The 23249-nt window shown below is 67.2% G+C and carries 23 protein-coding genes, 1 tRNA gene and 2 pseudogenes; 16 read left to right on the top strand and 10 right to left on the bottom strand.

Features of this window, described 5'->3' with window-relative positions; all coding sequences use genetic code 11:
• Positions 1-41 precede the first annotated feature (41 nt).
• Positions 42-827 carry an IS5 family transposase gene (locus AC6IW9_RS00570; protein ID WP_497767819.1) on the bottom strand — a complete coding sequence of 262 codons (786 nt, stop codon included), beginning with the start codon at positions 825-827 and terminating at the stop codon, positions 42-44.
• A 50-nt stretch (positions 828-877) separates the two neighbouring features.
• Here AC6IW9_RS00570 and AC6IW9_RS00575 point away from each other — a divergent pair, with 50 nt between their 5' ends.
• The 6 genes and pseudogenes from AC6IW9_RS00575 to AC6IW9_RS00600 form a co-directional block, all read left to right on the top strand.
• Positions 878-1366, top strand: a complete 489-nt coding sequence (locus AC6IW9_RS00575) for a GNAT family N-acetyltransferase (RefSeq protein WP_497767823.1) — start codon at positions 878-880, stop codon at positions 1364-1366.
• Positions 1367-1538: 172 nt separating this feature from the next.
• Positions 1539-2156: pseudogene (locus AC6IW9_RS00580) on the top strand (IS630 family transposase); the annotation flags it as partial.
• A gap of 94 nt (positions 2157-2250) precedes the next feature.
• Positions 2251-2658 carry an IS66-like element accessory protein TnpA gene (tnpA, locus tag AC6IW9_RS00585; protein WP_497763764.1) on the top strand — a complete coding sequence of 136 codons (408 nt, stop codon included), beginning with the start codon at positions 2251-2253 and terminating at the stop codon, positions 2656-2658.
• Positions 2655-3008 (top strand): IS66 family insertion sequence element accessory protein TnpB, encoded by a 354-nt coding sequence (gene tnpB / locus AC6IW9_RS00590; RefSeq protein ID WP_497763765.1) that lies wholly within the window; start codon positions 2655-2657, stop codon positions 3006-3008. Before tnpA ends, tnpB begins: the two co-directional genes overlap by 4 nt.
• Before the next feature lie 49 nt (positions 3009-3057).
• A complete protein-coding gene (gene tnpC / locus AC6IW9_RS00595) occupies positions 3058-4695 on the top strand; it encodes an IS66 family transposase (RefSeq protein WP_497763766.1) in 1638 nt (545 codons plus the stop codon).
• Positions 4696-4821: 126 nt separating this feature from the next.
• Positions 4822-5157, top strand: a pseudogene (locus AC6IW9_RS00600) (transposase); the annotation flags it as partial.
• A gap of 114 nt (positions 5158-5271) precedes the next feature.
• Here AC6IW9_RS00600 and AC6IW9_RS00605 read toward each other — a convergent pair.
• From AC6IW9_RS00605 to AC6IW9_RS00625, 5 genes are all read right to left on the bottom strand, one after another.
• Positions 5272-6990, bottom strand: coding sequence for a DEAD/DEAH box helicase (locus AC6IW9_RS00605; RefSeq protein WP_497767826.1), 1719 nt, complete (start codon positions 6988-6990; stop codon positions 5272-5274).
• A gap of 146 nt (positions 6991-7136) precedes the next feature.
• Entirely contained in the window at positions 7137-7469 is a 333-nt protein-coding gene (locus AC6IW9_RS00610) for a TIGR02300 family protein (RefSeq protein ID WP_497767829.1), read from the bottom strand.
• Between the two features lie 185 nt (positions 7470-7654).
• Entirely contained in the window at positions 7655-7867 is a 213-nt protein-coding gene (locus AC6IW9_RS00615) for a cold-shock protein (protein ID WP_497767832.1), read from the bottom strand.
• Positions 7868-8135: 268 nt separating this feature from the next.
• A tRNA-Arg gene (locus AC6IW9_RS00620) sits at positions 8136-8212 on the bottom strand.
• 68 nt (positions 8213-8280) lie between these two features.
• Positions 8281-9504, bottom strand: a complete 1224-nt coding sequence (locus AC6IW9_RS00625; protein WP_497767835.1) for a beta-ketoacyl-[acyl-carrier-protein] synthase family protein — start codon at positions 9502-9504, stop codon at positions 8281-8283.
• A gap of 182 nt (positions 9505-9686) precedes the next feature.
• Between AC6IW9_RS00625 and AC6IW9_RS00630 the strand changes: the two genes are divergently transcribed.
• From AC6IW9_RS00630 to AC6IW9_RS00655, 6 genes are all read left to right on the top strand, one after another.
• On the top strand, positions 9687-10610 hold the full coding sequence (locus tag AC6IW9_RS00630; protein ID WP_497767838.1) for a 50S ribosomal protein L11 methyltransferase: 924 nt from the start codon (positions 9687-9689) through the stop codon (positions 10608-10610).
• 100 nt (positions 10611-10710) lie between these two features.
• Positions 10711-12210, top strand: a complete 1500-nt coding sequence (locus tag AC6IW9_RS00635; protein WP_497772584.1) for an NAD(P)/FAD-dependent oxidoreductase — start codon at positions 10711-10713, stop codon at positions 12208-12210.
• Complete coding sequence (locus AC6IW9_RS00640) at positions 12211-12654, top strand: GtrA family protein (protein WP_497767840.1); 444 nt, start codon at positions 12211-12213, stop codon at positions 12652-12654.
• Entirely contained in the window at positions 12651-14588 is a 1938-nt protein-coding gene (locus AC6IW9_RS00645) for a hypothetical protein (RefSeq protein ID WP_497767844.1), read from the top strand. The genes AC6IW9_RS00640 and AC6IW9_RS00645 overlap by 4 nt, the downstream gene beginning before the upstream one ends.
• Positions 14589-14629: 41 nt before the next feature.
• Positions 14630-15613 (top strand): hypothetical protein, encoded by a 984-nt coding sequence (locus AC6IW9_RS00650; RefSeq protein WP_497767848.1) that lies wholly within the window; start codon positions 14630-14632, stop codon positions 15611-15613.
• Positions 15610-16518 carry a heparan-alpha-glucosaminide N-acetyltransferase gene (locus AC6IW9_RS00655; protein WP_497767852.1) on the top strand — a complete coding sequence of 303 codons (909 nt, stop codon included), beginning with the start codon at positions 15610-15612 and terminating at the stop codon, positions 16516-16518. The genes AC6IW9_RS00650 and AC6IW9_RS00655 overlap by 4 nt, the downstream gene beginning before the upstream one ends.
• A 10-nt stretch (positions 16519-16528) precedes the next feature.
• Here AC6IW9_RS00655 and AC6IW9_RS00660 read toward each other — a convergent pair whose 3' ends face one another.
• Positions 16529-17533, bottom strand: a complete 1005-nt coding sequence (locus tag AC6IW9_RS00660) for a hypothetical protein (RefSeq protein WP_497767854.1) — start codon at positions 17531-17533, stop codon at positions 16529-16531.
• Positions 17534-17876: 343 nt separating this feature from the next.
• Between AC6IW9_RS00660 and tsaD the strand changes: the two genes are divergently transcribed.
• The 3 genes from tsaD to AC6IW9_RS00675 are packed head-to-tail and all read left to right on the top strand — an operon-like array spanning position 17877 to position 20514.
• Complete coding sequence (gene tsaD / locus AC6IW9_RS00665) at positions 17877-18938, top strand: tRNA (adenosine(37)-N6)-threonylcarbamoyltransferase complex transferase subunit TsaD (protein ID WP_497767857.1); 1062 nt, start codon at positions 17877-17879, stop codon at positions 18936-18938.
• A 30-nt stretch (positions 18939-18968) separates the two neighbouring features.
• Positions 18969-19514, top strand: a complete 546-nt coding sequence (locus AC6IW9_RS00670; RefSeq protein ID WP_497767860.1) for a phospholipase D-like domain-containing protein — start codon at positions 18969-18971, stop codon at positions 19512-19514.
• Positions 19515-19524: 10 nt separating this feature from the next.
• Positions 19525-20514, top strand: coding sequence for an NAD(P)H-dependent glycerol-3-phosphate dehydrogenase (locus tag AC6IW9_RS00675; protein WP_497767863.1), 990 nt, complete (start codon positions 19525-19527; stop codon positions 20512-20514).
• Between the two features lie 340 nt (positions 20515-20854).
• Here the strand turns inward: AC6IW9_RS00675 and AC6IW9_RS00680 are convergent, their stop codons facing one another.
• The 3 genes from AC6IW9_RS00680 to queF all read right to left on the bottom strand — a co-directional run bounded on the left by AC6IW9_RS00680 (position 20855) and on the right by queF (position 22302).
• Positions 20855-21277 carry an HAD family hydrolase gene (locus AC6IW9_RS00680; RefSeq protein WP_497767866.1) on the bottom strand — a complete coding sequence of 141 codons (423 nt, stop codon included), beginning with the start codon at positions 21275-21277 and terminating at the stop codon, positions 20855-20857.
• A 16-nt stretch (positions 21278-21293) separates the two neighbouring features.
• Positions 21294-21698 carry a 50S ribosomal protein L19 gene (rplS, locus tag AC6IW9_RS00685; protein WP_497767869.1) on the bottom strand — a complete coding sequence of 135 codons (405 nt, stop codon included), beginning with the start codon at positions 21696-21698 and terminating at the stop codon, positions 21294-21296.
• 142 nt (positions 21699-21840) lie between these two features.
• Positions 21841-22302 (bottom strand): preQ(1) synthase, encoded by a 462-nt coding sequence (gene queF, locus AC6IW9_RS00690; RefSeq protein WP_497767872.1) that lies wholly within the window; start codon positions 22300-22302, stop codon positions 21841-21843.
• Positions 22303-22416: 114 nt separating this feature from the next.
• On the opposite strand from queF, the gene AC6IW9_RS00695 reads away from it, so the two are divergent.
• A complete protein-coding gene (locus AC6IW9_RS00695) occupies positions 22417-23223 on the top strand; it encodes a TOBE domain-containing protein (protein WP_497767875.1) in 807 nt (268 codons plus the stop codon).
• The last annotated feature ends 26 nt before the right edge of the window (positions 23224-23249 follow it).

Consider the following 23249-nt stretch of genomic DNA (forward strand, 5'->3'; position numbering starts at 1 on the left):
AAGAGACGCGCCACGTCTTCAACACGGCGCGCGTCGAGCGGCTATCCCGAGCAGAGGATAGGCGAGAACGGATACGAGGCTCCGAAGGATGCGACGCCTATCATTACAGTTGCTCTTAGAGCCCGACTCGAAAATCGAGCGATCTGAGGCTCGCGCCTCGCCAGCCTGCGCATGAGCAGAAAAGCAAGGGCGACGAGCAACCACGCCAGCGACGAGTTTGTGGTGGCCTCGAAATCCTCGGCGAGGCGGCGGGCGCGATTGATCCAACCGAAGGTCCTCTCGACGACCCATCGCTTCGGGAGCGCCACGAAGCCTTTGACGTCCTTATCCGCTTTCTTGACGATCGTGACCGCGATCCGGCTCGCCTCGAAGGCGGCTCTCTGCGCCTCATCGCCATTGTAGCCGCTATCGACGAAGCACATCGTCACGAACGGGCTCTTGCGATGCACATCGCGGAGCAAAGGAGCGAGGGCGTCGCGGTCTTGAACGTCGGCGGGGGTGATCTGGCATTCGATCGGCAGGCCGAGCGTATCGACGGCGATCTGACGCTTGCGGCCTTTGATCTTCTTGGCGGCGTCGAAACCGCGCGGGCCGCCGGCCTCCGTGGTCTTGACCGACTGGCTGTCCACCACGATCGCCGTCGGCGCCGCCTCGCGACCTTCCGCTTCGCGCGCGTCCATGACCAGAAGGCAGACGATCTGCGCCCATAGGCCGCTGTCACGCCGAGCGTAGAACCTGTTCTGGACGGTGGTGAAGGGTGGAAACTCCTTGGGCAGGAGCCGCCACGGGCAACCGGAGCGGATCAAGTAGAACAAGGTCGCCGTCATGCGCGACCTGTTTCAGAGCGATGACGGCGGCTGACAACCGGACAGGAGACATGAAAAACAACGAGATTAAAATCAGGGCTGCCACAGCCGGGGATGCCGCAACAATCGCGGAAGTTCGTTCCGATGCTATCTGCAATATAAGCCCTTCATATTATGATCCGTCTCTTCTGGATGAATGGGCAGGGTCTGTGGAGGAGCGCGTTCAGAGATTACTGTCCAATGCCGCCGACATCAGGATTATCGCCGAAATCAACGGCGCTATCGTTGGATACGGTGAGCTGGTTACGAAAGAGAATCTTTTAGGCGCATGTTACGTAGCATCATCGGCGGGCGGCAAAGGCGTTGGCAAAGCGATTGTCGCGGAGCTCGAACGGATAGCCCGTGAAAAAGGGCTCGGGCATCTGCAAATGGAAAGCTCGGTGAATGCCGAACTATTTTATATCGGTTGCGGCTATCAGGTTGTTGATCGCGGAAAGCATGCCATGCGCAGTGGCGCGATTATGGACTGCATCATGATGCGAAAGGAGTTACAGGAATAACGAGAGCAACGCTCCGTTAACGAACTTCCCGGGGAGGCGGAGGGATCGACGACTTCGGCCGGCTACCTAGAGCATCGTCCGAGCATGGCGATTCAATAAAGCGGGACGGATTCCCATATCTGAAGCGGAGCGCCGATCGGCATTGAGCGGCGCGAGCGGCTGGGAGGGGATCATGGCGCTGTCGATGGATCTTCGCGAGAAGGTGATGAAGGCGATCCGGGGCGGGATGTCGCGCCGACAGGCGGCGGCGCGCTTCGATATCGGTCCGGCGACCGCCGTGCGTTGGGCCAAGCGCGTCGAGATCACCGGCGAGGTCGCGCCGGGCAAGATGGGCGGCGACCGCCGCTCGCAGCGTATCGAGGCGCATGCCGATTTGATCCTCGCGCAGATAAAGGACAAGCCCGACATGACGATCATGGAGCTGCGCGACAAAATCCGGAAGCGCCATGGGCTCGCCGTCGGCTATGGGACGGTGTGGCGATTCCTCGCGCGCCATGGGATCACGCGCAAGAAGAAGACCGGCCATGCCTCGGAACAGGACAGGGATGTCGCCGCGGCCCGAGAGGAATGGTTCGAGGGCGAGCTCGATCTCGATCCTGAAATGCTGGTGTTCATCGACGAAACGAGCATCTCGACGAACATGGCGCGGCGCTTCGGCCGGGCGCCGCGCGGCGAGCGTTGCCGGGCGTCTGTCCCGTTCGGACATTGGCGGACCAAGACGCTGGTCGCGGCGCTGCGCCTCGATCGCATCGACGCGCCGATGACGATCGACGGCGCGCTCGATGGTAAGCGCCGTTGCGACCCCATTGATTCTTCGGGTTCGGAAGGATTTTCGGATGTGAGATTCTTCTGAGGGACAGCCATGTCTCTGGAAGGATCCGAAGATGAACGAGAATGCGACGATCGAAACGGCTTTTGGCGCAGGATTTGTCGGACGTGTGGATTTTCGTCGTTCACGTTCGGGCAATCGGCTGTGGTCGAAGGAGCTGAAGGGCCGGATCGTACGAGAGAGTCTCGCGCCTGGAGCGCGCGTCGCCGACGTGGCCCGCAAATATCGGATATGCGCGCAGCAATTGACGCAGTGGCGCCGCCAGGCGCGCACCGGGCGGCTCGCGCTGGTGACCGACGGTCCCGCGGAGTTCGTGGAGATCGAGCTCGAGCAGCCCTCCGTTCGTAACGAGAGCGATGCGAAGATCGAGATCGTCGTCGGCAAGGTCGTGTTACGGCTGGATCAGGACACCGCGTCGACGCGCATCGCCGAGATCATGACGGCGCTGGAGCGCGGCGCGTGATCATTCCGTCGCAAGGGTTGCGGATCGTGCTCGCCGTGCGTCCCGTCGATTTCCGCTGCGGGCATGACGCGCTGGCCGCTCTCGTGCAAAACAAGCTCGGACTCGATCCGCATTCCGGGCTCATCGTCGTGTTCCGCTCGAAGCGAATGGATCGCTTGAAGATTTTGCTGTGGGACGGAACCGGACTCGTGCTCGTCTACAAGCGTCTCGGCGATAGCCGCTTTTCTTGGCCGCAGATCAGCGACGGCGTCCTGCAATTGAGCCGGGTGCAATTCGAAGCTCTATTCGACGGGCTCAACTGGAAGCGCGTCGGCGAGCGGATCGTGGCGACGCCGACCGCGGCGAACTGATCGCAACTTCGGCTTCATTCGGCGCCTCGCTTGCGATAGATTCGCCGACGTGACGCCGAGCTTCGATCCCTCCAGACTCGCAGAGCTGCCTGCCGAACTACGCGCATTGTTCGAAGCTCAGCGCGCCATGCTCGAAGCCGAACGCATCCGCGCCGATCATGAGCTCGCCGCGCGCCTTCACACCGAGAGCGAGCTCGCAGCGTCGAAGGAGACGGTCGAACGTCTGCAATTGCTCGTCAAGGAATATGAACGCGCGCGTTTCGGCAAGCGTTCGGAGAAACTCGATCCCGATCAGTTACAGCTCGTTCTGGAAGATATCGAGATCGCCATTGCCGAAGTCCAGGAGCGGGAAGACGATCGCGCGCGCCGCTCGGGGCGCCCGGCGACCAGGGAGCGCGCCGCCCGCGCCGCGCGCGCCTTTCCTGCTCATCTGCCGCGCGTCGAGCGCGTGATCGAGCCAGAAAGCCTCGCCTGTCCCTGCGGCTGCGGCCTGATGGTTCGGATCGGCGAGGACCGCTCCAGCCGCCTCGACGTGACGCCGGCGCAATATCGCGTCATCGAGACCGTGCGGCCCCGCTACGCCTGTCCGACAGGATGCGCGGGCGTCGCCCAGGCGCCGGCTCCTGCGCATCTGATCGAGGGCGGCGTTCCCACCGAGGCGCTGCTGGCGCAAGTGGCGGTCGCCAAGTTCAGCGAGCACATGCCGCTCTACCGTCAATCGCAGGTCTTCGCGCGCCACAGGATCATGCTCGACCGCGCCGTTCTGGCCGATTGGATGGGAACGACGGCCTTCCACCTCGCGCCGATCGTCGAGCGCATGAGCGCGCTGATGAAGCTGTCCGGCCGTCTATTCATGGACGAGACTCGGGCGCCGGTTCTCGATCCCGGCCGCGGCCGGACGAAAACTGGCTATCTCTGGGCGGTTCTGCGCGACGACCGCGGGCACGGCGGCGCCGATCCGCCGATCGTGGTCTATCATTACGCGCCGGGTCGCAGCGGCGAGCACGCCGAGCGGATGCTCGAAGGATTCGACGGCGTTCTCCAGGTCGACGGCTATGGCGGCTATCATCGTCTGGCGCGCGCCGAGCGCAAAGGTGGCGCCCCACTGCGGCTCGCCTGGTGTTGGAGCCATGGCAGGCGCGAGATCATCGCCGCCACGCCGAAAGCGGGCTCGCCCATCGCCGAGGCGATCCTGGCGCGCATCGCCGCGCTCTATGCGATCGAGGCGGACATCCGGGGCAAAGAGGCGCCGATCCGGCAGAGCGTTCGCGCCGAGCGGTCGCGGCCTCTTGTCGTCGAGCTCGAAGAGTTTTTGCGCGCCCAGGCCGCTCGCCTCTCCGGCCGCAGCGACATGGGCAAGGCGGTCGCCTATCTTCTGAATCATTGGGCCGGGCTGACCCTGTTCCTCGACGATGGACGCGTCGAGATGGACACCAACCTCGTCGAAAATCAGATTCGGCCGCTGACTCTCACGCGCAAGAATGCGTTATTCGCGGGGCACGATGAAGGTGGACGTTCCTGGTCACGTCTCGCTTCGCTCATTGCGACATGCAAGTTGAACAGCGTCGATCCCTATGCCTGGATGAAGGCGACGCTCGAGGCGATCGCCGATGGCCATCCGCAGTCGCGCATCGACGAGCTGATGCCCTGGGCCTTCAAATCCTCGTCGCCGACGCCAGCCGCCTGATCGCTCACCATTGCGCTGAACCAATCGCTGACAAAGCTTTGCGCCAAAGGCTTGCAATGCCTTGTCGCAACGAATTGCAAGCTATTCTTCCATTCCAGCGGCAATGGGACGACAACGGCGCTTACGCTCGATGGGCGCTCGTTCCTGGCCTATGTCGAGCAGGCTCTGGCGCCGACGCTTCGAGAAGGCGAGATCGTGGTGATGGACAACGTGCCCACGCATAAGGTCGCCGGCGTAGGGCAGGCCATCGAAGCAAGAGGCGCAAAGGTCCTATACCTTCCGCCCTATTCGCCCGATTTTAACCCGATCGAGAAATCCTTCGCGAAGATCAAGTCGGTTCTGAAGCGCATCGCTGCGCGGACCGTCGACGCGCTCGACGCCGCGGTCGCGCAAGCCCTACAAAGCGTCACACCGAGCGAATGCACCAATTACTTTGTAGCGTCCGGCTATGATGCAGCTTGATCGGATTCCGCTCTAAAGGGGCAACGACTTTGTCTTTGGTGTTGAACGGACGCAAATTCTGGTCTCGAGCCTCGTCGAAGAACGCGCGACGGGCTGAAGGGGCCTGGAGGCCCGTCAGCTCCGCGACCGTTTTTCGCGCCGCGGCTTCTGCCTTCGCTTTGGCGCCGCGTCTCTCTTCGGCGGTTTGACGTTTCTCGGTTCGGATGAACCGTTCAACCACTCGACACGAATGTTGTCGCCGCCCGGCCGACGCATATTGACGACGAATTGCGCAGCCGCCGGCTCGGCGATTTCGACCTTCGTTTCATGCTCGAAGATTTGGATCGCTCCGATGTCTTGCCGCATGAGATTTCCCTTGCGACAGAGCATCGGCAGCAACCATTTCGGATCGGCGTTCTTCGTTCGGCCGATGTCGAGACGAAACCACGCGGCGGCACCAGACAAGCGGGACGGACGCGGCGCTTTGACGAGCTTTTCGCCCGATGCCCGCGGCGCGCGCGGTTCCCGGCGTTCCGGTTCCTGTCCGGGATCGACGACGGCCTCGGTCGCGGGAAGTCGCGCGCGGTAGAGACGAACGAGCATTGCGCCGAGCTGTTCGGGCGATCGCTCCGCGAGAAGCAGCTTCGCCGCTTCGAAGTCCTCTTCTCTTGGAGGCTCCAGCAACAGCGGATCCTGCATCATGCGCTTCCGATCGAGTTCGTTGATCTCTTCGGCCGAGGGCGGCCCGCTCCAGAAAGCATGAACGCCGGCGTCTCGGAGCAGTCGTTCGGCGCGATGACGTCGCGCAAGCGGAACGAGCAGCACGCTCACGCCCTTGCGCCCGGCGCGCCCCGTCCGACCGCTGCGATGCTGCAAAGCTTCCGCGTCATGCGGTAGATCGGCGTGAATGACGAGGTCGAGGTTGGGCAAATCTATGCCGCGCGCTGCGACGTCGGTCGCAACGCAGACCCGCGCTCGCCCGTCGCGAAGCGCCAGCATGGAGTGGTTGCGCTCGTGCTGACTGAGCTCACCCGACAAGAGCACGGCGGCGAAACCACGCTCGAGCAAGATTGCATGCAGATGCCGAACGGACTCACGCGTATTGCAGAACACGATCGCCGTCGGCGCCTCGAAATAGCGCAAGAGATTGACGGTCGCGAGCTCCGTCCCTTTCGGTGCGACGCGCACCGCGCGATAGTCGATGTCTCCGTGACCGCGTTCCCCGCGAGCCACGTCGATCCGCCGCGCGTCGCGCTGATAACGCGTGGCGAGAGCCGCGATGCCTTTCGGCATCGTGGCCGAGAACAGTAGCGTGCGCCTTTCCCGGGGCGTGGCCTCGAGAATGAATTCCAGGTCCTCCCTGAAGCCCAAGTCGAGCATCTCGTCGGCTTCGTCGAGAACGACGGCGACGATGCCTGTCATATCCAATCCGCCACGCTCGATGTGATCGCGCAAACGTCCGGGCGTTCCCACGACGATATGGGCTCCCTCCGCCAATTTGCGGCGCTCGAGGCGCGCGTCCATGCCCCCGACGCAAGCGACGACTCGCGCCGCGGCATGCCCGTAGAGCCAACCGAGCTCCCGATCGACCTGCAAGGCGAGCTCGCGCGTCGGCGCGACGACGAGTGCGAGGGGCGCTCGCGGCGCGGCCAGGCGTTCGGCCTCGCCGAGAATCGTCGAAGCGATGGCCAAACCGTACGCGACCGTCTTTCCCGATCCCGTCTGGGCCGAAACGAGAATGTCTCCGCCTTGCGCTTCGGTGGACAGCACCGCCGCTTGAACCGGCGTAGGCCAAATGTAATTGCGCTCCGCCAAGGCTTTGGCGAGCGGGGCTCGGGCGTTCAGGAAGGTCACGGGTGAATTTGCCTGGAGGGTGGGCGAAGCAGAGCGGCAAGAGGATCGACGCGCTCGGTTTGGTCTCGAAGGAGCCATCAGCTCCGCGGAAGATCGGCCGATCGGGGGCTGCCGGAGCGCAGTTTGGTCGAAGCGACGTCACCCCGCTAGATGACGTCGTCGATCTCCTCGATCTCGTCGTCCTCCTCGATCGGTTGAGGGACGCTGTCGTCGGTTTCTGCTTCGTCCGTTTCTGCTTCGTCCGCCTCTGCGTCCGTCTCCGCCGACAAAACGTCGTCGCTCGAAGTTTGGTCGTCGCCGACGCGCGCGTCGCTCTGCATTGGGCGATACGGCCCCCTCCGCGGAGCAGAGCGAGGCAACTCCACGACTTGAAAAACCGTGGCGCACTTCGGACACACGATCGGCTCGCGATTGAGATCGAAAAACGCCGCGCCACAGCTCAGGCATCGGCGCTTTGCGCCAAGATCGGCTTTCGCCACGACCTTCTCCTCATTTGTGATCGCCACATACATTACCGCGCGGCTGATTTGGACCAGCGCCCGTGAGCGATGACGAAAAGTCGCGATGCGGCCCAAATCCGCTTGACGGCTTTGCCCCCGTCCTCAGCCTCGTCCCCGCCGCCGGTACATCCACGGTCGACGGGAACGAGGTGAGAACTCAGGCCTTACGCCTCGACCTGCAGCTGGTCGGCCGAGGATTTTCCGCTGCGTCTGTCGACGACGGTCTCGTAGGAAATCTTCTGGCCTTCCGCGAGTCCGCGAAGCCCCGCGCGCTCCACCGCGCTGATGTGAACGAACACATCCGCCCCGCCGGAATCCGGCTGGATGAAGCCGAAGCCCTTCTGCGAGTTGAACCATTTTACGACACCGCTTTGCATGAGTTTTTCCTTTTCCTCTACGCATGAGGCAGTTTGACGGTCGCGCGCACGCGATCGCATGAAGATCGAAGCTCTGGGGGAAAGTCGCACGCCGACGCGCCTGAAAAGGCGGGAAAGCTCGTCCGTTCGGCCGAAACTCGATGAATATGAGATATAGGGCGTCGAAGCAAAAAAGCAACAGAGCACGAAAACCGAGCTCCTACGGACACTTGTCGCCGCTGCGGGCGTAGAATCGGCGGCGGCTGGCGTTCGCAGTTTTATACCGAAGTGGCGCACCCGGCACGATTCGAACGTGCGGCCTCCACCTTCGGAGGGTGGCGCTCTATCCAGCTGAGCTACGGGTGCAGAAATTCGCCCGCTCTTCAACTACCTCGAGCGCGCGCCGTCCGCAATCGCGACTTCGGCGCGAGCGCTCACAATTCGAGCCGGCGGACGACCAGAACCGCATTGATCCCGCCGAAGGCGAAAGAATTGGACATCGCCGCCCGTATCGGCGTGCGGCGCGCCTCGTGCGGCACGGGGTCGATCGGACATTTGGGGTCCGGCCCCTTGAAGTTGATCGTCGGCGGCGCCGTCTCCTCCCGCAGCGCGAAGATCGTCGAGACCAGCTCCAGCCCGCCGCTCGCCCCGAGCGCATGGCCGTGGATCGGCTTCGTCGACGAGACCGGCAACCGTCGCCCGCGCTCGCCGAACACACGCAAAATCGCCTCCGACTCGGTGATGTCGTTGGCGTAGGTGCCGGTGCCATGCGCGTTGAGATAGTCGATGTCCGCGGGCTCGAGCCCGGCGTCCGCCAGCGCCTGCGCCATGGCGGCGGAGGGCCCGTCGACATTGGGCCGCAGCGCGTCGAAGGCGTCGCTGGTCGTCCCATAGCCGGCGAGCTCGCACAAGGGCGCGTGGCCCCGCGCCTCCGCCGCCGCCAGGGTCTCCAGAACGAACACGGCCGCGCCCTCTCCGAGCGTCATGCCGTTGCGGCCGATCGAGAAAGGCCGGCAGAGGTCCGGCGTCAGCACGCGCAGCACTTCCCAGGAGCGTATGGAGCCGTTGACGACCGCGGCCTCGGCGCCGCCGACGATGGCGCGGTCGGCCGCGCCCGAGCGCACCATCTGCAGGCCGACGCCGATCGCCTGCGTCGCCGAGGAGCAGGCGCTGGCGATGGTGAAGGTCGGCCCGTTGCAGGAATAGCGCATGCCGAGCATGGTCGGCGCGGCGGAGGGGATGAGGCGCGGCACGGTCAGCGGATCGGCGCGCCCGTTCAGCGCATAGGCCTTGTAGGCCTCGTCGTCGATCGTCTTGGAGCCGCCGATGCCGCTGCCGATCACGACCGCCGTGCGCGGCCCGGCGAGGTCCTTGCGGGCGAAGCCGGCCCGCGCCATCGCCTCGTCGGCGGCCGTCACCGCATATTGGGTGAAGGGATCGCAGAAAGGGAGGATCTCCGGCTCGAGATGCGCCGCGGGGTCGAAGTCCGGAACCTGCGCGGCGATCTTGATGCGGCCGCCATAGGGCCGCTCGAGCCGCAGGGGGCGGATCTGGCTGCGTCCATCCCGCGCGGCCTTCCATAACGTTTCGGCGCCGAGACCGGCCGCGGAGACCGCCCCCATTCCCGCTATCACTACGCGCCGTTCGTTCTCCGCCATTGCAACGCTCTCGTTCGTCCGCGCCTGATGATCGGCCGGCCGAGCCGACGACGAACCCGTTTTGACCGCCTCTCGCCGCTCATGCAAGCGTGCGGCCGCCTTTTCCCCGGAAAGGAACGCGTCAATCGGCCGCAGCGGGCGCCGCGGATGACGGCGCCGCGCCGCCGTGCTAAGCGCCCGCCATGCTCGAAGGACTTCCGCCCAACAACGCCAGCCACGGCCTGCGCCTCGTCGCCGACGAGACGCGCGCCCGCGCCATCGCCGATCTCGTCGTCGAGACTTTCGATCCGGCCGAGACCGCCGCCGCCGCCTTCGAGGAGCCGGGCGGCGGCGCCTGGGCCGTGGAGGTCTATTTCGCCGCCGCGCCGAACGAAGAGGGCGTGCGCGCGCTGATCGTCTCGGCGGCGGGCGAGGCGGCGGCGGAGGCGGCGCAATTTTTCGAGATTTCGCAGAAGGACTGGGTCGGCGCGTCGCTCGCCGGGCTGAAGCCGGTGCGCGCCGGGCGCTTTCTCGTGCACGGCGCCCATGATCGCGCCGCCGTCGCCGCCAACGACGTCGGCCTCGAGATCGAGGCGGCGCTCGCCTTCGGCACCGGCCATCACGGCACTACGCTCGGCTGCCTGCGCGCCCTCGCCGGCGTCTGCGGGCGCCGCCGCCCGCGGCATGTTCTCGACGTCGGGACCGGCACCGGCGTGCTCGCCATCGCCGCCGCGCGCCTGCTGCGCACGCCGGTCGCCTGCGGCGACGCCGATCCTGTCGCGGTCGCCGTCGCGCGCGAAAACGCCCGCGCCAATGGCGTCGGGGCCCTCGTGCGCCCGGTCGTCGCCCTCGGCGTGCGGCATGAGAGCCTCTCGCCGGCGCGCTATGATCTGATCCTCGCCAATATTCTGGCGAAGCCCCTGCGCCTGCTCGCCCCCTCGCTCGCCGCCGTGGCGGCGCATGACGCCGAGCTCGTGCTCTCCGGCCTTCTCGCCCGCGACGTCGCCGGCGTGCTGTCCGCCTATCGCGCCCAGGGCTTCGCGCTCGCGCGGCGGCGCGACATCGACGGTTGGGCGACGCTCGTCCTGCGCCGCGGCGGCGCGGCCGCTCGCCCAGCGCGAGCGTAACAGCGAATTAACCACCCCTCGCCATAGTGCCCCTACGCACCGGGAGCTTCGCTTCGCCGCGCGGCCGCCGGACCGGCGTGTGCGCTTTTTCAGGGCCGACATGGACGAGATCATCGAAACGGTCGTCATCGGCGCCGGGCCCGCCGGGCTCACTGGCGCCTATACTCTGGCCAAGCACGGCCGCGACGTTCTCGTCCTCGAACAGGACGCGACCCATGTCGGCGGCATCAGCCGCACGGCGAGCTACAAGGGCTTCCTGTTCGACATCGGCGGCCATCGCTTCTTCTCGAAGTCGAAGGAGATCGTCGATCTCTGGGACGAGCTGCTGCCGCACGACTTTCTGGATCGGCCGCGCCTCTCGCGCATCTATTATCGCGACAAATTCTACGCCTATCCGCTGAAGGCCTTCGAGGCGCTGAAAAATCTCGGCCTCGTCGAGAGCGCGCTCTGCGTCGCGTCCTACGCCTGGGCGAAGGCCTTTCCGGTGAAGGAGCCGCGCTCCTTCCATCAATGGGTGCGCAATCAGTTCGGCGAGCGTCTGTTCGGCATTTTCTTCAAGACCTACACCGAGAAAGTGTGGGGCATGAGCTGCGACGATATCTCCGCCGATTGGGCCGCGCAGCGCATCAAGGGGTTGAGCCTCGGCGCCGCGGTCGTCGACGGGCTGAAGCGCTCGCTGCGCCGCGGCAAGCGCGCCGCTTCGAGCGGAACCGCGAAGACGCTGATCGAGTCCTTCCGCTATCCGCGCCGCGGCCCCGGCATGATGTGGGAGGCGGCCGCGCGCAAGATGCAGAAGCTCGGCGGGCGCTTGGCTATGGGCCGCAAGGTCGAAGAGCTCGCCTATGACGAGAATGCGCGAGTCTGGACCGTCTCGGTCGCCTGCGCCGACGGGACCAGGGAGAGCTTTCGCGCGCGTCACATTCTCTCCTCCGCGCCGCTGCGAGAAGTCATGAACGCGGTGGAGCCGAAACCGCTCTCGCTGTTCAACGCGCGCGCGTTGACCTATCGCGATTTTCTCACCGTGGTGCTGATCGGCCGGCCGCGGCAGGAGCTCCCCGACAATTGGGTCTATATTCACGACCCGTCGGTGAAGGTCGGCCGCGTGCAGAATTTCAAGTCCTGGTCGCCGGAGATGATCGCCGACGGCGTCTCTACTTGCCTCGGCCTCGAATATTTCTGCTTCGAGGGCGACGGCTTGTGGAATGCGGCCGACGGCGATCTCGTCGCTCTCGCCAAGGCGGAGATCGACAAGATCGGGCTCATGAAGGCGGAGGATGTGTTCGACGCCTGCGTCGTGCGCCAGCCGAAGGCCTATCCCGTCTATGACGAAGCCTATGCGGAGAATGTGAAGGCGATCCGCCTCGAGATCGCGACGCGCTTTCCGACGCTGCATCCGATCGGCCGCAACGGCATGCACAAATACAACAACCAGGACCATGCGATGATGACCGGCATGCTGACCGCGCTCAACATCGTCGCCGGCCGCACGGTCTATGACGTGTGGGGCGTGAACGAGGACGCCGAATATACCGAGCAGGGCGTCTCCGGCGCGCAAGAAGCGCTCGCGAGCGAGCGCCTCACGCCGAAGCGGGTCGCCTGAGTGCGTCCGCCCTTCGCGTTTTTCGACGCCGCCCGGCGCCTCGTCGGCGACCTCGTCAAATACGGCCTCGCGAGCGTCGCCGCGCTGGCGCTCGATTACTCGTTGCTGCTGCTCTGCCATCTGGCGCTCGGCCTCTCTTACCCGATCGCCGCGGCGATCGGCTTCTCGAGCGGCCTCGCTCTCGTTTATCTCCTGAGCATCCGGTTCGTGTTCGAGGATCGCCGCAGCGTTCGCCCGGGCCTCGAATTCTCCGCCTTCGTGGCGATCGGCCTCGCCGGCCTCCTTCTCACCGAAGCGCTGATGCATGTGTTCGTCGAGCGGCTCGGCCTGACGCCGGCCGTCGCGAAGATTCCGACCGCCGGCTTCGTCTTCCTGTTCAATTTCGCCGCGCGTCGCGGCCTCTTGTTCTCCGGCCCGTCGCCGCGCGTCAGGGCGCCCGCGTGAGCGCGGCGGCCTTCGAGCGGGCGGCGCGCCCGGCCGCCCGCGCTTTTCCGCTTTGGCCGGCGATCGCCTCGGCCGCGCTCGGCGCGACGCTTCTCGCTCTGCCCCGCGCCCGCGCGGTCTGGGCCACGGGCGAGTTCTTCGATTCCGACGACGCCATGCGCGCCGTGCAATTGCGCGATCTGCTCGCCGGCCAGGGCTGGTTCGACATGAGCGCGCATCGCATCGATCCGCCCGCCGGTCTCTTCATGCATTGGACGCGGATCGTCGACGTTCCGCTCGCCGCGCTCGATCTCTTCTTTCGTCTGTTTCTTTCGCCCGAGGCGGCCGAGCGCACGACGCGTCTCGTCTTCCCGCTCGCCTGTCTCGCCGCTCTGCTCGCGCTCGCGGCATGGGCCGCGCGCATTCTCTGCACGCAAACCAGTCCCCTCGCCCCGAGGAGTCCGCGCAGCAGGCGTCTCGAAGGGCGCCGCGTCCTGGAGCATCCTTCGAGGCTTTTCGCCTTCGGCGAAAAGCGCCTCGGGATGAGGGAGCCGGATGTGGAAGCGGACACGACGGCTTCGCATGATGCGGCGAGCTTCGCCGCCGTCTGGCTGGTCTTTCTCTCGGCGCCGAGCTTCGGCCAATTCGCGCCGGGACGCATCGATCATCACGCGCCGCAGATCGTGCTGCTGATGGCGACGCTCGGCTTCTTCTCGAAGGGCCTCGATTCCGCGACGCCGCGCGCGCTGCTCGCCGCCGCCGCGGCCATGGCGCTCTCCTTCGCCATCAGCCTCGAGAACCTGCCCTTCTTCGTCGCGTCGATCGGCTCGGTCGCACTGCTCTTCGTCCAGAAAGGCGAGATGGCGCGAGAGCGGATCGCCTGCTTCGCGCTCGGCTTGTTCGTCTTCTTTCCACTGTGCTTCGCCGCGGTCGTCGCGCCGTCGCGCTATGCGCTCTCGGCCTGCGACGCCTTCTCCGCCGTTCACCTTTACGCCGTGCTCCTCGGCGCCGCGGGGCTCGGCGCGCTCGCGCTCGCCGCGCCTCGGCTCACGACGGCGAGACGCCGCGCCCTCGGCCTCGCGCTCGCCGGCGCGCTCCCGCTGGCGACGATCCTGCTCATGACGCCGCAATGTCTCGGCGACCCGCTCGGCGGGCTCGATCCGCTGCTGCGCGATCTCTGGCTCTCGCATGTGAACGAGGCGAAGCCGCTCGCGGCCTTCGCCGGCGATCCGGCGACTTTGGGAGCGACCGCGATTCCGGTTCTGCTCGGCCTCGCGGCGGCGCTCGGCTTCGCCCGGCGCGAGCAAGGCGTCGTGCGCCGGCGCTGGGCGACGCTGGCCGCCATGATCGCCATCGGCTTCGCCGGGGGGCTGTGGCAGATTCGCGTCTTCTCCTCGGTGACGCCGCTCGCCATGGTCGCGCTTGCCGGCGCCGTCGCGGCGGCGACGCGGCCGCTCGGCCATTCGACGCTGCTGCGCGCGCTCGCGGCGAGCGTCGCCGCGCTCGCCGTCTCGCCCATGGGCCTCGCCCTCGCTCTGCATTCGAATAGCGGCGTCGCGACGCACCGCAGCGGGCGCGCCTGTCTCGATGCCGCCGCCCTCGCGCCGCTCGCCTCCCTCGCGCCGGCGCGGATCGCCGCGCCGATCGACATGGGCGCGCATCTCCTCGCCTTCACGCCGCATTCGGCGTTCGCCGCGCCCTATCATCGCGACAATCATGGCGGCCGGATCGTCGTCGACGCCTTTCTGGCGCCGCCGCAGCAGGCCGAGCGCCTGCTGCGCGAAGCGGGCGCCGATCTCGTGCTGTGGTGCGGCGAGGGCGAGACGGCCGCCGCGCTGCAATCGCGCGCAGGATTCGCCGCGGCGCTCTCGCACGGCGACGCGCCCCAATGGCTCACGGAAATTCCGCTCCCCGGGACGCCCGTCCGTGTTTTCGCCTTGCGGCCGGCGCAATAATATCGCGCCTCTCGTTCTCGTTTGCCTCTTACAGGACTATCATGCTGTCCCGCTCATTCGACCGCCGCCGGCTGCTCCTCGCCGCGTCGGGCCTTTGTCTTCGAGGAAGCGCCTTCGCTCAAGTCCCGCGCGAGGCGGACGACGATCTGCAGGTGCGCATCGAGAACAGATCTGCGCCGGAGCTCTGCGCCGAGAAGGACAATATCGAGCTCGATTTCGTTTCGCCGCGCCTGCGGGCCATGCGCGTGCAGGCGATCCATCCCTCCTACATCGGCATGATCGGCTCCGACCGCTGGGCGCCCGATTGGACGAGCTGCGATCTCTCGCATGATCCGAAATTCGCCGCGAATGCGCGCCGCCTCACTTTTTGGGAGACGCCGGAATTCTGGCTGGTCGGCTACACATTCCCCACCTTCTGGCGGCCCAACGACGTGCCCGTGCGCATCGGCGAGAGGGTCGAGAAGGGCTTTCATCTCGTGCAGCTGTGGATGCTCTATCGCGAGCGCGCCGAGGAGATTCTCGTCTTCTATCCGCCGGACGGCTATTGGCGCGCGCGGCCTCTGCCCTTCGAGGACATGCGCTGGACGGCCTATGGCTCGTCCTTCCTCATCGGGCCGGTGGAGGCGCAGGAGCGCCCGATCGTCTCCTTGAAGGAGGTCGTCTTCGATCCGCAGACGCGCAGCTTCACATTGCGCTTCAAGCGCGGCGGCGAGGCGCGGCTGCGGCTCGCCTCGATCGATCAGGACCGTATCGTGCTCGATGTCGCCTATAGCGAGGCGATGCCGGACGGCCTGCCCTTCGCGTCGCTGCGCTCGATGTACACGACGCAGTCGATGAGCGATGCGGCTCTGGTCGCGTGGCGCACCAAGCGCGGCCACGGCTGGCAGGAATCGCCGGTGATCGGCTTTCCCGGCGCGCCGGCCACGGAGATCTGGGTCGGCCGGCACATGCCCTCGCGGCACAATCTCTCGGCGCCCGACATGGTGTTCGGCCGCTTCCGCGCCGCGGCGACGAACGGCAAATGACCCGGCGCCTCGTCGCGCTCGACGTCGCGCGCGGTCTCGCCGTCGCGGCGATGTTCGTCTTTCACTTCACCTGGGATCTCGGCCACTTCGACTATATCGATCCGGCCATTCCCTATTCGCCGGCGTTCAAGCTGTTCGGCCACGCCATCGCCGCGACCTTTCTGTTCGTCGCCGGCGTCTCGCTCGCGCTCGCGCATGGCGTCTTCCGCCCCCGCGCTTTTTTTCGGCGACTGGCGCTTATTGCCGGAGCCGCGCTTCTGGTCACGGTCGCGACCTGGCTCGCCTTTCCCTCGGCCTATGTGTTCTTCGGCATTCTGCACTGCATCGCCGCCGCGAGCCTCGTCGCCCTGCCGTTCCTGTTTCTGCCCGCTCCGGCCGCGCTGCTCGCGGGGGCGGCGCTCGTCGCCGCGCCTTTCGTGGCGCGCAGCGCTTTCTTCGATACGCCCCTGTGGTGGTGGACCGGATTGTCCACCTTCGAGCCGCTGACCAACGACTATCGCCCGCTCATGCCCTGGGCCGGCGTTCTGCTCATCGGCGTCGGCGCCGCGAAGCGCGTGCGCTCGAAGACGAGCGCCGCGATCGCCGAAACGCGGCCGGGAGCGGCGACGCGCGGCCTCGCCTTTCTCGGACGCCACAGCCTCGCGCTCTACCTGCTTCATCAGCCCGTGTTTTTCGCCGGTTTTTCTGCGCTCGCGCTCGCGCTGCCGCAGGAGCGCCCGGCGAATTTCGCGCAGGCCTGCGTCGCGCGATGCGTCGCCTCGGGCGCGGAGGAAGCGGCCTGCCGCGCGGCCTGCGATTGCACGGCGCGCGAGATCGAGCGCCGCGACGCTCTCGCCGGCGCGACGAGCGACGCGGAGCGGCGCAGCCGCATCGACGCCGTCGCCCGCGCCTGCGCGGCGCGATAGGCCGCCCGCCTCAAGGGCGCGGGGAAAAATGCGACAGGCGGAAAAAGGCCGAGACGAGCTTCACCAGAAGGCCGACGAAGCCCGATCCGCCGTAGAGAGCGCCCTTGTTGAGCTGGGCATAGACATAGGCCGGCGTATTCGAGCGGTTGGTCATCTCGCAGACGAGGACGCCCTCGCGCGCGCGGACGGACTCGAGCAGAATGCGCGTCGCGGCGATCCACTCTCCCCAGGCCGCGCGCAGTCTGGTTTCGTCGCCGTCCGAGACCGCGCCGCCCGCGACGCATGTCCCGGCGTCGTCGTCGTCCGGATGGCAGCGGCTGGTCGGCCTCAGCTTCGAGTCGATATTGGCGGTCGCGGCGATGACATTGCCCAGGGCGAAATCGCGGCTCTCGCCCGGCTCCAGCCGCTCGCGCCACACCATGGTGCGGCCCGAGAGGCAGAGCACGGCGGAGTCGGCGCGCGCGTCGAGCGCGCCCGTGGCGTAGACATAGGGCGCGCGCGCCCAGCTCATGGTGGCGGCGTCGCAAGGGACGGAGCGGATGGGGACATCGGCCGAGGAACAGAGATAGGCGGGCTGCAGAAACTTCAGCGACGGCGCGCCCTCACGCGCGAGCTCGGAAAGATCGATCTTTTCGACGACATTGCCGTCGCCGGCCGAGAGTAGAATTTGCCGCTGATGGGCGATGGTGGCGACGCGGTTGAGCCGCACGTCGCCGCCCCCGCAGAAGATTTGCAGGAAGGCGCGCAGTTCGTTGGCCAGGACCGAGCGCCTCGGCAAGGGATGCGGGCTCTGGCGCGGGATCGTCTTCACGCCCGGCCAGCGGCAGACGGAGCGATTGGGCCGATCGAAGAAGAAGGCGTTGGGGCCGAGGGTGACGACGAGGCCCTCGCAGCCGTCGAGCGGGCGGAAGTCGCTCTCGCCTTCGGAAAGATGCAGACGGTCCGGGCCGAAGAAGGGGTTATTGGCGATGCTGCGTAGACCGAGATCGAGGAAATAGGTCGGTGAGAGATACATGCGGACTATCCCTTTCCTCTGCGGAGTTGGCCGAAAACGGAAACAGCCGAGGCTTTGCGCGGGACTGACGGCCCGGGATTATGGATAGCGCCGATGACAGGACGATCAAGCTTCGGCGCTCCCTGAGCCGCTCGGGGGCGTAGCGGAGCCGCGCTCTTTCCCTCCATGCGGCTGTGAGGGGCTCCCGCGAGCGTCGGCGATCCCGAGCCGTCTCTCGACGCTGCGGTATGAGAGAATACACCACTTTCGCCCATTTGCTTTGCACGCGCGCGCCTATAGTTTGAGGACCGCTTTCGCCCCGCCGGGCGGCCGATTCGGGCCGTCCGCGACCCAAGGACCCGACATGCGCGTGCTCGGCATCGAAACAACCTGCGACGAGACGGCGGTCGCCGTCGTCGCCTCGCGGATCGGCGGAGACGGCGGCGACATCCTCTCCAATGAGGTGATGAGCCAGATCGCCCAGCACGCGGCCTATGGCGGCGTCGTGCCCGAGATCGCGGCGCGCGCTCACATAGACGTGCTCGGCCGCCTCATCGCCCGCGCCCTCGCCAATGCGGGCGTGGACATCGCCGGCGTCGACGCCGTGGCGGCCTCCGCCGGCCCGGGCCTCATCGGGGGCATTCTGGTCGGCCTCACCGCCGCCAAGGCTCTGGCGCTCGCCGTCGACAAGCCGTTCATCGCCGTCAATCATCTCGAGGCGCATGCGCTCACCGGCCGCCTCGCCGAGCGGCTCGATTTTCCTTATCTCGCCCTGCTCGTCTCCGGCGGCCACACCCAGCTCGTCGCCGTGCAGGGCGTCGGCGATTACCGGCGCCTCGGCTCGACCGTCGACGACGCGGCCGGCGAAGCCTTCGACAAAGTGGCGAAAATGCTGGGGCTTCCTTATCCCGGCGGGCCGCAGGTCGAGCGGGTCGCCGAGACCGGCGACCCGCGGCGCTTCGACTTTCCGCGGCCCATGTTCGGCCGGGAGGGCGCGGACTTCTCGCTGTCCGGCCTCAAGACCGCGGTGCGGCAGGAGATCGCCCGGCTCGGGTCGCTCTCCGAGCGCGACGTCGCCGATCTCGCCGCCTCCTTCCAGGCGGCCATCGTCGACGTGATCGTCGACCGGGTGCGCTCGGGCCTGCGCCTCTTCGCCGAGAGCGGGGCGCGGCCGAACGGTCTCGTCATCGGCGGCGGGGTCGGCGCCAATGGCGCGATCCGCCGCGCGCTGACGCGGCTCTGCTCGGAGGCGGGCCTGCGCTTCGTCTCGCCGCCGCCGGCGCTCTGCTCGGACAATGGCGCCGTGGTCGCCTGGGCCGGGCTCGAGCGTTTCGCCCGCGGCCTCACCAATGACCTCGATTTCGCCGCGCGCCCGCGCTGGCCGCTCGACGCGGAAGCCGGCAAGCTCCATCACGGCAAGGCTTGAGCGCGCCATGATCCGCTCGAGGAAGCTCGCGTGAGGCGGCTCGTCCTCGCGGCGGCGGCGAGCCTGTTCATTCCGCCGCCGCCGGCCGGGCTGCTGGCGCAGGAGCCGCTGGTCGCCGCCGTGCGCGTATTCTACGGGCCGAGCGAGGGCTTCGACACGGTCGACGCGCGGCTCATCGCCGGCGCGAAGACATCGATCGACATGGCGGCCTATGTGCTCACCGACCGCGCTCTGGTCGCTGCGCTCGGGGCGGCGGCCATGCGCGGCGTGCGCTTGCGCATCTATATCGACGGGGAGGAGACGGGCCGCGCCCGCTCCGCCGTCGACGCCATCGCCGCGACGCCCAATGTCGAGATCCGTCGCAAGGGCCGCTCGCGCGATCTGATGCATCTCAAGTCCTATCAGGTCGACGGGCGCGTGCTGCGCTCCGGCTCGGCCAATTTTTCCGTCTCCGGCGCGGAATTCCAGGACAACGACCTCATATTGATCGAGAGCCGGGCGGCGGTCGCGCAATTTACGGCGGCGTTCGAACGGCTGTGGGCGCGCGCCGACAATCGGAAGATCGGATCGAGATGAGCCGGGCGACATGAAAGAAGAGAAGATCGCCGTGCTCGGCGCCGGCGCCTGGGGCACGGCGCTCGCCAATGTCGCCGCCTCCGGGCGCGCGGACGTCGTGCTCTGGGGCCATGACGCAGCGCATGTCGAAGCGCTCGCGCGCGACCGCGAGAATCGCACTTTTCTGCCGGGCCTGCCGCTCGCCGAGGGCGTCGCGCCGTGCGCCGATCTCGAGAGCGTGGCGGACGCCTCGGTCGTGCTCGGCGTCGTGCCGGCCCAGGCGATGCGCGAAGTTGCGAGGCGGCTTCGCCCGCATCTCGCCGCGGGCGCCGTCTTCGTGATCTGCGCCAAGGGAATAGAGCGCGGCACGCGCCGCTTCATGAGCGAGGTCGTCGGCGAGGAGCTGCCGCGGGCGCGCGTCGCCGTGCTGTCCGGTCCGAGCTTCGCCGCCGACGTCTGCCGCGGCCTGCCGACCGCGGTGACGCTCGCGGCTGAGGAGGAGGAACTCGCACGGCGGCTCTGTGAGCTCTTGTCGACGCGAAGCTTCCGGCTCTATCGCTCGACCGACCCGCGCGGCGTGGAGCTCGGCGGCGCGGCCAAGAATGTGCTGGCCATCGCCGCCGGCATGGCCGAGGGGCGCGGGCTCGGCGCGAGCGCGAGGGCCGCGCTGATCGCACGCGGCTTCGCCGAGCTGATGCGCCTCGGCAAGACCTTCGGCGTGCGACAGGAGACCCTGATGGGCCTGTCCGGCCTCGGCGATCTGGTGCTGACCTGCGGCTCGGCGCAGTCGCGCAATTTTGCGCTCGGCGCGGCGCTGGCGAACGGCGAGGCGCCGCTCGCCGCCACGCATGGCAAGCTCGCGGAAGGCGCCTTCACCGCCGCAGCTCTGGTCGAGATGGCGAAGGAGCGCGGCGTCGAGATACCGATCGCGGAAGCGGTCGACGCCATTCTCGCCAAGCGCTCGGATGTCGATCAGGCGATCGAGGCGCTGCTGATGCGCCCGCTGAAGGCGGAGGCGTGAACGAACATCGCACCCGGCGAGGCGCGTCTCGGGCTGGAAGGCCGTCCGAGGCGACGACCGCGAGCCAGGAGACCTTGCCTCGGCTCATCAGGAGGCCTGCCGTGATCGACGTCGGCGCGCAGCCGGTCGTTTCCGCCCACCGTGTCGAGAAAGGGCTCGGCAAATCGTCTTCCGCCATTATTTCCTCGTCGTGCGCTTGGCGGCTCACGACGGGCAATTTCGTCGGCGGACGGCAGGAAACGGCAAACTCCTCCCACCCCGGCAAAAGCCGGGGGGAACTTCTCTTCGTTCGAGCAGCGCATTTCGAAGAGCGAGCCCGAAGGCTCGCTCCCGAGCGCCGTCAGAACAGCAGGTCCTTGCGCATCGAGTTCCAGGTCGAGAAAGCGTCCGGGATTTCCGGCAAGGTCTCGACGCTGAATTGCGCGAATGGCGACGCGTCGCCGACGAGGATCGAGGCGAGCGCCGCCTCGCGCGCCGGCATGATGTGGCGCGGGACGCTCGAGCCGATCACGAAAGCGTCGTCGAAGGGACGCAGCGCTTCGACCGCCTCGGCGACCGGCGCGCCGTCGAACAGCCACGCGACGCGATCGGCGACGCCGAGGCGCTCGAGCGCGTCGGCGCCCGCCGCTTCGTCGGCGACGACGACATGGCGCCAGCCCGCGACCGAGAGCGTCTCCAGAGTATCGAGCGCGCCATCCGCGAGCCGCCAGTCCGGCTCGCGTCGCGCGAGGGCGTCCAGCGCCCAGAACAGCAGCTTGCTCATCGAGCCGCGGCCCGCGTCACTCGGCGGCGGGCCCGGCCTTTTCCTTCGCCTTGGGCTTGGTGTCGATGCGCTCGGCGATGCGGGCCGACTTGCCGCGGCGGTCGCGCAGATAATAGAGCTTGGCGCGGCGCACCTTGCCGCGGCGCACCAGCTTCACCGAATCGACCAGCGGCGAATGGATCGGGAACACGCGCTCCACGCCCTCGCCGTAGGAAATCTTGCGGACGGTGAAACTCTCGTTGAGGCCGCCGCCCTGGCGCGAGATCACGACGCCCTCATAGGCCTGGACGCGCGTGCGGTCGCCTTCCTTGACCTTGACATTGACGACGACGGTGTCGCCGGGACGGAACTCGGGAATGGTCTTGCCGTCGAGGAGGCGGGCGGATTGCTCGGCGTCGAGCTGCTCGATGATGGAGGGCATGAAATCGACTCCTGCCGTTTCGCCTTCGCCGCGTCGAACGGCCAGGCGAGCGTTTCGGGACGCTGTTTTGATTTGGACGCGCCGCCATACACGAGGCGGAGCCGGTTGTCGAGGGACAGAGCGCGGCGCGAGGACCTTCCGGTCAACCGCGTCCGCGGTAGGACGGCACGCCCTGGTCCGGCAGCCACAGGCCCTGCGGCGGCGCGCCCGTCTGCCAGAACACGTCGATCGGAATGCCGCCGCGCGGATACCAATAGCCGCCGATCCGCAGCCAGCGCGGCGCGAGCGCCGCGACGAGATCCTTCGCGATCCTCACGGTGCAATCCTCGTGAAAGGCCCCATGGTTACGAAAGCTGCCGAGATAGAGCTTCAGGGATTTGGATTCGACCAGCCACTCGGCGGGCGCATAGTCGACGACGATATGAGCGAAGTCGGGCTGCCCGGTCACCGGGCAGAGCGAGGTGAACTCGGGCGCGACGAAGCGCACGAGATAAGTCTCGGAAGGGTGCGGATTGGCGACGAGGTCGAGCTCGGCCTCGTCGGGCGAGGCGGGAAGTCGCGCCTCGCGTCCGAGCAGCGCGGCGCCTTTGTGCGTCTTGGTCATGCGCCGGTTCGATCCGAAGGCGGCCGCGCGGTCAAGAAAAATCCGCGCGGCCCGAATTTTGATGCGGCTTCGCGCCGGAGTATAGTTCCGGAACCCAAGCGGAAGAGAAATGGCATGACCGAGAACAAGATCGACGCCCTGCTGGCGCTGCGCCGCGAGGGACGCTTCCTGGTCGGGCGCGATCGAATCAAGCTGCTCGAAGCCGTCGCCGAGCACGGCAGCATCACCAAGGCGGCCAAGGCGGTCGGCTTCAGCTACAAGACCGCCTGGGACGCCGTGAACTCGATCAACAATCTGTTGCCGAGTCCGGCCTTCGTGACCAAGGCCGGCGGCCGCTCGGGCGGCGGCGCCGAGGTGACGGCTGAAGGACGCAGGCTCATCGCCACCTTCCACCGCCTCGAGGAGAGACTGTCGCACATCTCCTCGCTCATCGCCGAGGAGGGGCTCGAGGATCAGGACGACTTTCTGCTCTGGAGCGTCGGCCTGAGGATTTCCGCCCGCAACGTCTTCCAGACCGAGGTGACGCAGGTGAGGCGCTGGCCCGTCGACGTGGAGGTCACGCTGCGCGTGTCGCCCGAGGCCTCCATCCTCGCCATCGTGACCAATGACGCCGCCGACGAACTGGGCCTCGAGCCCGGGCGCAAGGCGCTGGCGCTGATCAAATCCTCCTTCGTCGGCCTCGCGCCGGCCGACCTCGCCGTCGCCGAGCAGCCGAAGAGCAGCATGCGCAACCGCTTCGCGGGCGTCGTTCGGCGGCGCATCGACGCCGAGCGCAACAGCGAGGTTCTGCTCGACATCGGCTCGGGCAAGACGATGAGCGCCGTCGTCCCGCGCCAGACCGCCGAAGATCTGGCCATCGCCGAAGGCGACAAGGTCGTCGCCACCTTCAACCCCACGGATGTGATCCTCGCCGTCGACTGACATGCTCTCGGATGAGCAGTTCGCCG

It is taken from the genome of Methylosinus sp. shoA, from assembly GCF_059718125.1.